The sequence below is a fragment of the Frigoribacterium sp. CFBP 8759 genome (assembly GCF_014841655.1).
In the GTDB taxonomy this organism is placed as follows: Bacteria; Actinomycetota; Actinomycetes; order Actinomycetales; family Microbacteriaceae; genus Frigoribacterium.
The window spans coordinates 269,190-278,704 of the sequence record NZ_JACYUH010000003.1 but is presented as its reverse complement, the minus strand read 5'-3'; the positions used below and the strand labels follow the sequence as shown (position 1 = coordinate 278,704).

Annotated in this window: 10 protein-coding genes; 5 read left to right on the top strand and 5 right to left on the bottom strand. The window is 71.9% G+C overall.

Going from position 1 to position 9,515, the window contains the following annotated elements:
* Window positions 1-190 precede the first annotated feature (190 nt).
* On the top strand, window positions 191-1,000 hold the full coding sequence (locus IFT79_RS11440; RefSeq protein WP_123570715.1) for a formate/nitrite transporter family protein: 810 nt from the start codon (window positions 191-193) through the stop codon (window positions 998-1,000).
* A 143-nt stretch (window positions 1,001-1,143) separates the two neighbouring features.
* Entirely contained in the window at window positions 1,144-1,410 is a 267-nt protein-coding gene (locus tag IFT79_RS11435; RefSeq protein WP_192124279.1) for a hypothetical protein, read from the top strand.
* A gap of 153 nt (window positions 1,411-1,563) precedes the next feature.
* Here the strand turns inward: IFT79_RS11435 and IFT79_RS11430 are convergent, their stop codons facing one another.
* The 3 genes from IFT79_RS11430 to IFT79_RS11420 are packed head-to-tail and all read right to left on the bottom strand — an operon-like array spanning window position 1,564 to window position 4,359.
* The gene (locus IFT79_RS11430) at window positions 1,564-2,961 is read right to left on the bottom strand and encodes an FtsX-like permease family protein (protein ID WP_192124277.1); all 1,398 of its coding nucleotides are present in this window, start codon (window positions 2,959-2,961) and stop codon (window positions 1,564-1,566) included.
* Window positions 2,958-3,758, bottom strand: coding sequence for an ABC transporter ATP-binding protein (locus tag IFT79_RS11425; protein ID WP_192124274.1), 801 nt, complete (start codon window positions 3,756-3,758; stop codon window positions 2,958-2,960). The genes IFT79_RS11430 and IFT79_RS11425 overlap by 4 nt, the downstream gene beginning before the upstream one ends.
* A gap of 37 nt (window positions 3,759-3,795) precedes the next feature.
* Complete coding sequence (locus tag IFT79_RS11420) at window positions 3,796-4,359, bottom strand: hypothetical protein (RefSeq protein ID WP_192124272.1); 564 nt, start codon at window positions 4,357-4,359, stop codon at window positions 3,796-3,798.
* A gap of 208 nt (window positions 4,360-4,567) precedes the next feature.
* Here IFT79_RS11420 and IFT79_RS11415 point away from each other — a divergent pair, with 208 nt between their 5' ends.
* From IFT79_RS11415 to IFT79_RS11405, 3 genes are all read left to right on the top strand, one after another.
* Entirely contained in the window at window positions 4,568-5,047 is a 480-nt protein-coding gene (locus IFT79_RS11415; RefSeq protein ID WP_056047049.1) for a hypothetical protein, read from the top strand.
* Window positions 5,044-5,283, top strand: a complete 240-nt coding sequence (locus tag IFT79_RS11410) for a hypothetical protein (protein ID WP_056047051.1) — start codon at window positions 5,044-5,046, stop codon at window positions 5,281-5,283. Before IFT79_RS11415 ends, IFT79_RS11410 begins: the two co-directional genes overlap by 4 nt.
* A gap of 351 nt (window positions 5,284-5,634) precedes the next feature.
* A complete protein-coding gene (locus tag IFT79_RS11405; RefSeq protein ID WP_192124270.1) occupies window positions 5,635-6,618 on the top strand; it encodes an intradiol ring-cleavage dioxygenase in 984 nt (327 codons plus the stop codon).
* 75 nt (window positions 6,619-6,693) lie between these two features.
* Here IFT79_RS11405 and IFT79_RS11400 read toward each other — a convergent pair whose 3' ends face one another.
* Together IFT79_RS11400 and IFT79_RS11395 are read right to left on the bottom strand one after the other, a co-directional pair.
* The gene (locus IFT79_RS11400) at window positions 6,694-7,563 is read right to left on the bottom strand and encodes a glycoside hydrolase family 16 protein (protein WP_192124269.1); all 870 of its coding nucleotides are present in this window, start codon (window positions 7,561-7,563) and stop codon (window positions 6,694-6,696) included.
* A gap of 68 nt (window positions 7,564-7,631) precedes the next feature.
* Window positions 7,632-9,407: a hypothetical protein gene (locus IFT79_RS11395; protein ID WP_192124268.1), complete on the bottom strand. Its 1,776-nt coding sequence runs from the start codon at window positions 9,405-9,407 to the stop codon at window positions 7,632-7,634.
* Between the last annotated feature and the right edge of the window lie 108 nt (window positions 9,408-9,515).

Here is a 9,515-nt window from a genome sequence, read left to right as displayed (position 1 = left end):
GCGGGCGCGGTGGGCGTTGCGGCAGCGTCGACGTCCCCGAGCACGACGCCGGGCACGAGGGATCTCCTCGAGAGCCTGGCCGCCCGCGCCTCCTGACCCCGGGTGATCCAGGAGCGGCGTCACACGGAGTCCGCTTCGTCTCTACTGTTCATCCCGAGGACGAGACTCGTTCCCGCGAAAGGAACGAGCGATGAGCGAACGACGTCGGCGAGAACTGGGCGAGTCGGACGAACCCCTCGAGGACGAACTCGACGAATCGTTCGACGCGACGGTGGAAGAAGGCGCCGAACGCCTGCACCGCACGCTCCGCACCACGCTCATCACGGGCTTCTTCGGAGGACTCGAGGTCGGCCTGGGGATCATGGCGATGCTCGCCGTCCTGACCGAGACGGGCAGCCACCTCCTGGCGGGCCTGGCGTTCAGCATCGGGTTCCTCGCCCTGCTCCTGGCGCACTCGGAGCTCTTCACCGAGAACTTCCTCCTGCCGATCGCCGCACTCGCGGCGAAGGAGGGCACGTTCCTGCAACTCCTCAAGCTCTGGGGTGCCACGTTGGTCGCCAACCTGGCCGGCGGATGGATCTTCATGTGGCTCGTCGTCCAGGCCTTCCCCGAATGGCACACGACCCTCGACGAGTCGGCCCACCACTTCGTGGACGCTCCGTTCTCCCTGCAGACCGTGATCCTGGCCGTCCTGGGTGGCAGCACGATCACGCTGATGACCCGCATGCAGCACGGAACCACCTCCGACCCTGCGAAGATCGCGGCTGCCGTCGCCGGGGCGTTCCTCCTGGCCGGCTTGCAGCTGTTCCACTCGATCCTCGACTCGCTCCTCATCTTCGGGGCCATCCAGGCGGGCAGCGACGTCAGCTACGCCCAGTGGGCGGGGTGGTTCGGCTACACGCTGCTCTTCAACATCCTCGGCGGGCTCGTCCTCGTCACCTCCCTGCGGCTGCTCCGCACGAAGGAGCTCTTCTCGAAGGCGCGGGACGAGAACGAGTGAGGAGGCGCGGGAGCGGTCCGCCCTCGGCCGGACCTGGCCGTCGCACCAGACCGTGACGGCACACTCGACCGTCGCCGCACCTCCTTGATCCCTCTCGGCACTCGACGTACGGTGAAAGTGCCGATGACGTCGAGGGAGCGAGCATGGACGAGGACACGGAACAGCCGAGAGGTCGGCTCCGACTGCAGCGGCCGACGTTTCGAGGGTCCTCCGTCGGCTGGGGCATCGGAGCGGTCTTCTGGCTCGTCGGCGCGGTCCAGGCCCTGGTCCGGGTGGTGCAGGACGGAGGCACGTCCGTCGTCGGCGCCCTGGTCCTGGTCGGGCTGACCGCCCTGGCGGTGGTCTGCGTCATCGGCACGGTGGCGACGATCCGGCATCCCCGTCCGGCGCCTCCCGCCACCGACGCCTGACCGGGGCCGCTCGTCGGCGGTGGACCGGCGGATGCCCCTGGTCAGCCGATGAACCCCGTTTGCGACGATGAACCCCGATCTTTCGGGGTTCATCGTCGTGAACGGGGTTCATCGGGCCGCCGGCGAGCGGCGCACCGGGCGCCGCCGCACCGGTCAACGCGCGGCGAGCGCCTCGACCGGGGTGACCGACGTGGCACGGCGGGCCGGGACGAGGGCGGCGACCCCGGCCAGCACGGCGGCCGTCACGGCCAGGCCGAGCAGCAACGGGACGGGCAGCGTCGGCGCGATCAGCAGGCCCTGGTTCGCCGAACCGAGCAGCGCCTGGGCTCCGGCCCAGCCGTAGACGACGCCGAGCACGACCCCGACGACGATGGCCGTCAGCGCCATCTGCGTCGCCTCGAGCAGGATCATGCGGCGCACCTGACCCGCGGTCGAGCCGATCGCGCGCAGCAGACCCAGCTCGCGCCTCCGTTGCAGGACGCTCAGCGACATGTCGTTGACCATGCCGACGGCGGCGATGACGGCCGAGAAGCCGACGAGGGCGGCGACGATCAGCAGCGTCGTGGTGAACACCTGGTCGAGCTCGGCGGCGTACGACGGGTCCTGTTCGATCGAGTAGATGAAGCTGCGCAGCGTCTCGAGCGCGACCGACAGGGTCGTGACCAGGGTCACGCCGATCACGATGCCGATCGTGGCGCGCGTGCTGCGCTCGGGCTGACGCACCGCGTTCTCGGCGGCGAGGCGGGCCACCTGGCTCGTGCCGAAGGTCCGACCGACGGCGCTCAGCACGGCGGGCATCAGCGCGTGGGCGCCGACGACGACCCCGGTGAACGACAGCACGCCACCGAAGAACGCGATCAGCACGCCCATCGCGTCGACCAGCCCGACCACGACCCCGGCGACGAGGAGCAGACCACCGCCGGCGACGAGGAGCGCGGCGACGACCGTCCGCACGAGGCGACGGCTCCGGCCCGCGACGGGGGCGTCCTGCGCGGCGTCGGTCGCCTGCAGCGGCGTCACCTGCAGCACGCGACGCGAGCCGACCCAGGCCGCGGCGACCGTGGTCAGCACGACGGCGACGGCCGGGACGAGACCGCTCACCGAGAAGTACGAGTACGCGAGGTCGGGCAACTGTCCGCGACCGACGAGCACCCGCACGGCGACGACGACGAGGGCGAGCCCCACGAGCGTCCCGAGCACGGCCCCGGCGACCCCGACCACGAGACCCTCGCGGGCGACGGCCCGACGCTGGTCCCGCGCGGACGAGCCGAGCAGGCGCATCAGGGCGATCGTCGGCGTCCGGCCGGCGACCACGGTGGCGAAGGTGTTGGCCGTGACGATCGCCCCGACGTAGAGCGCGAGGCCGACGAAGACCGCGGCGACGAAGCCGAGCATCGTCGAGACCGTGCCGCTCGCGGCGACCGCGGCGTCGGAGGCGACGATCTGCTCGAGCACGTGGGTGACGCCGAGCAGGCCGACGCCGAAGGTCGTGCCGAGAGCGGCCACGAGGATGCTCGGACGGTGCTCGAGCAGCTGGTCGCGGGCGCTCACGCGACACGCTCCAGGTCGAGCATGACGCCCGAGATCTCGGCCGCGCTACTGCGGTCGATCTCGTGCACGATGCGGCCGTCGGCGAGGAACACCACGCGGTCGGCGTAGCTGGCCGCGACCGGGTCGTGGGTGACCATCGCGATGCTCTGGCCGTGGTCCGTCGACGCGGTGCGCAGCACGTCGAGCACGTCGCGGCCGGCCTTCGAGTCGAGGTTGCCGGTGGGTTCGTCGGCGAAGATCAGGTCGGGCCGGGTCGCCAGGGCACGGGCGATCGCGACGCGCTGCTGCTGCCCGCCCGACAGCTGGTGGGGCCGGTGGGTCAGCCGGGCCCCGAGGCCGAGCGTGGCGACGAGCCAGTCGATCCAGGCGCGCTCGTCGGCCGTGGCCCGACGTCCGTCGAGACGGAACGGCAACTCGATGTTGGCCGACACGTCGAGGGTGGGCACGAGGTTGAACGCCTGGAAGACGAAGCCGATGCGGCGACGGCGCAGCAGCGTCAGCTCGGTGTCGTCCAGGCCGGTGATGTCGGTGTTGCCGAGCAGCACCCGGCCCGAGGTGGCCGAGTCGAGACCGGCGGTGATGTGCATCAGGGTCGACTTGCCCGAGCCGCTCGGGCCCATGACGGCCGTGAACCGGCCGGCCGGCAGGTCGAGCGAGACGTCGCGCAGCGCGTCGACGCGGCCGTCGCCCTGGCCGAAGGACTTCGTGACGTTCCGGACGCGGGCGACGGGGACCGCGCCTCCTCGGGTCGGGTCGTCGGTACGGGGAGACGGGACGGGCTGGGGAGTGGGGGTCATCGTGATCTTCCTGTGCGGGTCGTGGTCGGTGGTGAGGTCAGTGGCGCAGCGTGGCGTTGCCGTCGCCGCCGGGCACCGCGTCGTCGCCGGGCACCGCGTCGACGGTGGTCCAGCTGGCCCAACGCCCGTCGACCTCGGCGACGACGCGCCCGTCGCCACAGCTGACGAGACCCGAGGTCGGCAGGGGCTCGGGCAGCGTCGCGGGGTCGAGGGCCGGGCCGCCGAGGTCGCCGTCGACGGGGACGCAGGCGGCGAGGTCGGGGCCGGTCTCGGAGGTGAACGAGAGTTCGTAGCCGGGCTCCTGCGTGTCGAGGCGCACGTCGACGTCGCGGGCGTCGCTCGGCACCCAGGACGGCAGGAACCAGGCGACGTCGGTCGAGTCGGCCGTGCTCGGGGCGTCGGCGGCGGTGTCGAAGTGGCGCTGCTGCACCTGCTCCGCACCGAGCGCGCTCTTCGCGGCGTCGACGGCCCCCGAGCACCCCGTGAGCGTGACGACGGCGAGCGCGGCGACGCCGAGACCGGCCGCGAGGGCGCCGCGGCGGCGGGTGGTGGAGGACGAGGAGGCGCGGGTCGCGATGGTCGCGGAGGTCGTGTCGTTCATGTCTACGATCCTCGCCGCGGGGCCCGGTACCGGAACATCACGTGCACCCACGGACCCGCGCGGGGGTTATCCCCCGGTGGCCCCCACTCCGTCCACAGCGGGAGTCGGTCGTACCGGTCGGTGTCGTAGGGTCGAGAGCAGGTCCGGCACGCAGACGTCCGGACGGACGACGGACGGGGCACTCCCCTCCGGGAACGAGAGGGACATCGTGACCGACCACCGAGGCCTCGGCCAGGGCGACACCGGCGCGGGGGCGACCTCGGTCGAACCACGGATCGCCCTCACGGCGACGCCGTTCGTCACCGCGATCGCCCTCTCGCCGATCATCGCGATGGGCCTCGTGGTGGTGACCATGCGGCGCGCCCTCGAACTGGCCGTCCCGGGCCGGACGGGCGTCGACGCCGGTGACCTGGGCGTCGTGCAGATCGCCTCGTTCGTGCTCTGGATCGGCATCGTGTTGCTCGCCTGGCTCGACCACCGTACGCTGCGCTCCCGCGGACTGGAGCGACCCTTCTCCTGGGCGTGGGCCCTGCTCGGCCCGCTCGTCTACCTGATCGGCCGCAGCGTCGTCGTGCGCCGCCGGGTCGGTGGCAGCGCCGCTCCGCTCTGGCTCTACCTCGGGCTGACCGTTCTCGGCTCCATCATCGCCGTGATCGTCGTCGTCTCGTCCGGGGTGCCGACGCCGTGAGCGTCGTGGAGGTCAGCACCGTCGTCGTCGTCGGCCTGATCGTCGCCGTCGGCGTCGTGGCCGCCGTCGGCGTCGTCCGGCGCGGACGACGTGACCGGGCGATCGCCGCCCGCCTCGACGCCACCGACCCCGGGGCCGGGGTCCGTGCCCAGGCCGAGGCGGAACGCCGACACGAGGCCCCTCGAGGCGAGGCGGGCGGCATGTCCCGTTCGGCCGGCGGCAAGAACTCGGCCTGACCCGCGTCGAGCTGGGAACACGATCGCCGACGGACGCGTACTGTCACACGGGTCGAAGGCGTTTTCTTGCGTCTTCATTGGCCGGTGTTGCTTGCATCCCTGCCCGTGAAGCTCATGCGACAACATCGGCATCTGGGGCACGGCTACGGACTCTTCCGCGGCCGTGCCCCTCTCTCGTGCCCGGGCGGGCCGCAGGTGCGGCCGACGCAAGGAGGCGCGGTGCGAGCCCCCTTCGCACCGCGCCTCCTTCATGGGCGCTTCATCGGAGGCGCAGGGCCGGCGCATCGGGACGGGCTCCAGGATGACGGTGATCCCATCCGAGGCGACCAGCCCCGAGCCGAGAGCGTGACCATGAGCGACCCCCGCCCGACCCGCATCCCCGAACCCGACCGCACGCCCGAGGGCCCTGCCTACGAGGGCCGACTGCTCGACCGCGTCGACGACGAGGTCGTCGACCAGGGCGTCGCCTTCGACCTGCGGACGCTCGTCTCGCGCCGCAGCGTGCTGGGCCTGATCGGGCTCGGGGCGGGCAGCGTCGTGCTCGCCGCCTGCACGTCGGCCACGGGGGCGGGCGGGACCGGCGCCTCCTCGACCGCCACGGCGTCGCCGAGCCCGAGCGCCTCCGCGGGCGCGGCCACCACGCTGCCGGCGGGCGAGATCCCCGACGAGACCGCCGGGCCCTACCCTGGCGACGGCTCGAACGGAGCCGACGTGCTCGAGCGGTCGGGCATCGTGCGCAGCGACATCCGGTCGAGCCTCGACGGTGGCACCACCGCGGCGGGGGTGCCGATCACGCTGAGCATGACGGTGCTCGACATGGCGAACGGCGACGTGCCGTTCGCCGACGTCGCCGTCTACGTCTGGCACTGCGACGCGGCCGGCGGGTACTCGATGTACTCGGACGGCATCACGGGCGAGACCTACCTGCGCGGCGTGCAGGTCGCCGACGCCTCCGGCACCGTGACCTTCTCGTCGGTCTTCCCGGCCTGCTACTCGGGGCGATGGCCGCACGTCCACTTCGAGGTCTACCCCGACGTGGGGTCGATCACCGATTCGACGAACGCGATCGCGACGTCCCAGCTCGCCCTGCCCGCGGACGCGTGCAGGACGGTCTACGCGCTCTCGGACTACGACGGTTCGACGGCCAACCTCGGGCGGGTCAGCCTCGCCGACGACAACGTCTTCAGCGACGACAGCGGGGCACTCCAGCTGCCGACGGTGACGGGCGACGCGACGTCGGGCTACGCACTGGCGCTGACCGTCCGCGTCGACACGGGCACGACACCCACCGCCGGCGCCGCACCCGGTGGCGGCGGCGCCCCCGGCTCGCGCTGAGCCGCCGAGACCCCATGGCGACGGAAGGAGGCGCGGTGCGAGACCTCCTCGCACCGCGCCTCCTCGGGTCGTCGCCTACTGGTAGACGCGCACGTAGTCGACCTTCATCTGCTGCGGCAGCGGGGTGCTGCCGTCGGGGTAGCCGGGCCAGGCACCTCCGACCGCGACGTTGAGGATGATGAAGAAGGGCTTGTCGAAGACCCACGGGTCACCGCCCGTTCTGGCCGGCGTGACCTGGTGGTAGACCTGCCCGTCGACCGACCAGGTGATCGAGCCGGGTGCCCAGTCGACCGCGAAGGTGTGGAAGTCGTCGGCGATCGACCACCCCTGCGGGTGCTGCCACGTGCTGGTCAGGCCCTCACCGCCCGAGTAGCCGGGGCCGTGCACGGTGCCGTGCACGCGGTGCGGCTCGAAGCCGACGTTCTCCATGATGTCGATCTCGCCCGCGCTCGGCCAGGCGTTCGTGGGCAGGTCGGCCCCGAGCATCCAGAAGGCCGGCCAGATGCCCTGGCCGCGCGGGATCTGGATGCGCGCCTCGACCCGGCCGTACTGCGCCGTGTACTTGTTCTGCGTGGTCAGCCGGGCCGAGGTGTACGACCCGTCGCCCTCGCGCTTCGCGGTGATCACGAGGTTGCCGTTGCCGTCCAGGGCCGAGTTCGACCGCGAGTTCGTGTAGTTCTGCAACTCGCCGTTGCCCCAGCCGCCCCCGCCGGTCTCGAGGTTCCAGACCGAGGGGTCGGGGGCGCTGCCCGCGCCGCCGTCGAACTCCTGGGACCAGACGATCGCCTGCTGGGCGGAGGTCTCGGCCGAGGCCGGGGCGGGCGTGGCGGCGACCGTGGTCGCGGCGAGCGCCGCGGCGGCGGCCAGACCGACGCCGGTCAGGGTGCGACGCGTCAGGGTGCGACGGGTCAGGGTGCGTGTCGTCAGGTGCTGGTCGGTCCTCATCGTGTCTCCGCTCGTCGTCGTGCGTCGGTTCGTGTCCGTGAGTCGGTTCGTGTCGTCAGGGCGTCCGGTCACGGGTACGTCACCACCCGGCTCGGGACGGTGTTGCCCGCGGGCGTCGGCACCGAGTCGCCGACGCCGTTGATGACGCTCGAGATCGTGCCGACGTCACCGAGCGAGACCGTGAACACCCCGTGGGCCTTCACGCCCGGCACCCGGGGCACCTCGAAGGCCTGCGCCAGGCGCACCTGCGGGTTCGCGTTGAAGAACGAGTACACGCCGCCACCCCAGATCTCGTGGCTCGTCACGCCGTCCGCGACCTTGTACGCCGCCCAGCCCTCGCCGGTCGGGCTCTGCCACGAGGCGTTGTCGGGCACGTCGTACGGCAGCTCGTTCTGGAAGAACACCGTGCGGCCGCGCTCGCCGTTCCACACCACCTGGTACTGCTGGTAGTGCTCGACGAACAGGCCGGTGGCCAGGACGTCGTCGCCGTTCACCTCGACGCCGGTCGCGCCGCGGTTGACCGTCCAGCCCGTGGGGGCGCCGCCGTGGTCGGCACGCCAGGCCCAGATGTGGTCGATGATCGTGTCGTCCGAGTTCACCTGCAACGTGGTGGTCGCGTTGCCCTGGATGCTCGAGCCGACGCGGAAGTACACGTCCTGCACGCTCTGCGGGTTCGCCGCGTGGTCGACGTGCGAGCCCGTCGTGCCGAGTCGCATCAGCTGGTCGCTGTTCTGCGTGCCGGCGTCGACGACGAGCCCCGAGACGTTCACCCCGGCGACGTCGGCCGTGGTCAGCACCGCGTCGCCGCTGGTCGGGACGAGCGTCGGGAACCCGATGCCCGTGACGACGGTGTCGGCCCGCGTGACCTCGATCGCCTGGTCGAGCGGGTAGGTGCCCGGCGTGAAGAACAGGTTCAGGCCCTGCGCCAGGGCACCGTTGATCGTCGCGGCCGAGTCGCCCGGGTGCGCGACGAAGAAGTCGCGCATCGGCAGGTCGGTGCCGGGGGTGCCCGGCCAGGTGACCCCGGCCGAGTCCCGCTGCAGCGCGGGGACGAACACGCGGTAGTCCCCCGCGTCGTCGACGTAGAGGTACGGCTTCTCGCGCGTCACCGGCGTCGTGGCAAGGGTCGTGTAGCTCTTCGAGAAGTCGTTCGCGGGCGCGCCCTGCACGCCCGAGAAGGTCATGTTCCAGTTGCCGCCCTGCCACGAGCCGAGGGTCGAGTCGCGCGTGTACCACTGCTGCTGCGACCCCGAGCTGACGGTGCCGTCGACCTTGCTGTCGGCGATGTAGCCGCCCGACGAGTAGCCCTGTCCGCCGTCCTGGTTCGACGGCCCCATCGTCAGGTCGCCCCTGATGTGGACGCGACGCATGGGTGCGGCCTGAGACACGGCCCAGCGGTCGACGCCCGACTCCGGCTCGACGGCGAGGTTCTCGACCGACCGCCAGAAGTTCTGCGTGGCGTTCTTCTCGTCGCCGGCGTTCCACCCGGAGTCGACGTTGACCGCGCCCCGGATCGTGACGTCGTCGGGGTCCTTGCCGAGCCCCTGCAGCGCCGTGTAGAAGCCGAGGTTCGCGAAGACCCGGCCGTAGGTGCCGGGCTCGAACAGGAAGGCGTGGCGCTGGCCGCCGAACTGCGCCGTCGGGTTGCGCAGCTGCGCGTCGAAGGCCGCGTCGATGTCGGCCTGGATCGTCGAGGCCGGCACGCTCGGGTCGTACACGGTCACGTTCGGGCCGAAGTCCGGCCGGTCGCTGGTGGTCACGGTCGGTGCCGACTGCGCGGCGAGCGCGGGCACCACCGCCCCCACGACGCTCGCGGCGACCCCCGCCGCGATCAGAGTCCTCATCCGTCTGTGCATGATCTTCTCGTCTCCGGTGGCGTCTTTGCCGCCCGATCCGGACGCTACGCCCGCCTCCACGACGAAACAAGACCCCCCTGTCCAGTACGCGAACGG